The organism is Vibrio sp. 10N.261.55.A7 (assembly GCF_002877365.1).
GTDB lineage: Bacteria > Pseudomonadota > Gammaproteobacteria > Enterobacterales > Vibrionaceae > Vibrio.
The window spans coordinates 1-571 of sequence record NZ_MCWZ01000167.1 but is presented as its reverse complement, the minus strand read 5'-3'; the positions used below and the strand labels follow the sequence as shown (position 1 = coordinate 571).

The 571-nt window shown below is 50.8% G+C and carries 1 pseudogene; it reads right to left on the bottom strand.

Annotation, left to right across the window (positions count from 1 at the left end):
- A pseudogene (locus BCU12_RS23250) lies at positions 1–571 on the bottom strand (hypothetical protein); the annotation flags it as partial.

Genomic DNA, 571 nt, shown 5'->3' with positions numbered 1-571 from the left:
TTCGTAGATGATGTAACCGTCGATTTCACCGTGTGTCGACACGATCCACATGTTCTCAGCGGCTTTGTCTACGCTGCGGCCATTGTCCGCTTCAGGAGTGACTTCGTCTTCAATTGGTAGGCTAGGCGTACCTTGAATTGGATTCATTGGTGATGGCTTCCATGTACCAACAATGTTCATGTCGCTATCACGGATAGTGAACTCGCCTGATTCGTAGATGATGTAACCGTCGATTTCACCGTGTGTCGATACAATCCACATGTTCTCAGCGGCTTTGTCTACGCTGCGGCCGTTGTCGGCTTCAGGTGTTGCCTCGTCTTCGATTGGTAGGCTAGGCGTGCCCTGAATCGGGTTCATTGGTGATGGCTTCCATGTACCAACAATGTTCTTGTCGCTATCACGGATAGTGAACTCGCCTGATTCGTAGATTATGTAACCGTCGACTTCACCGTGTGTCGACACGATCCACATGTTCTCAGCGGCTTTGTCTACGCTGCGGCCATTGTCGGCTTCAGGTGTGACTTCGTCTTCGATTGGTAGGCTAGGCGTGCCTTGAATCGGGTTCATTGGT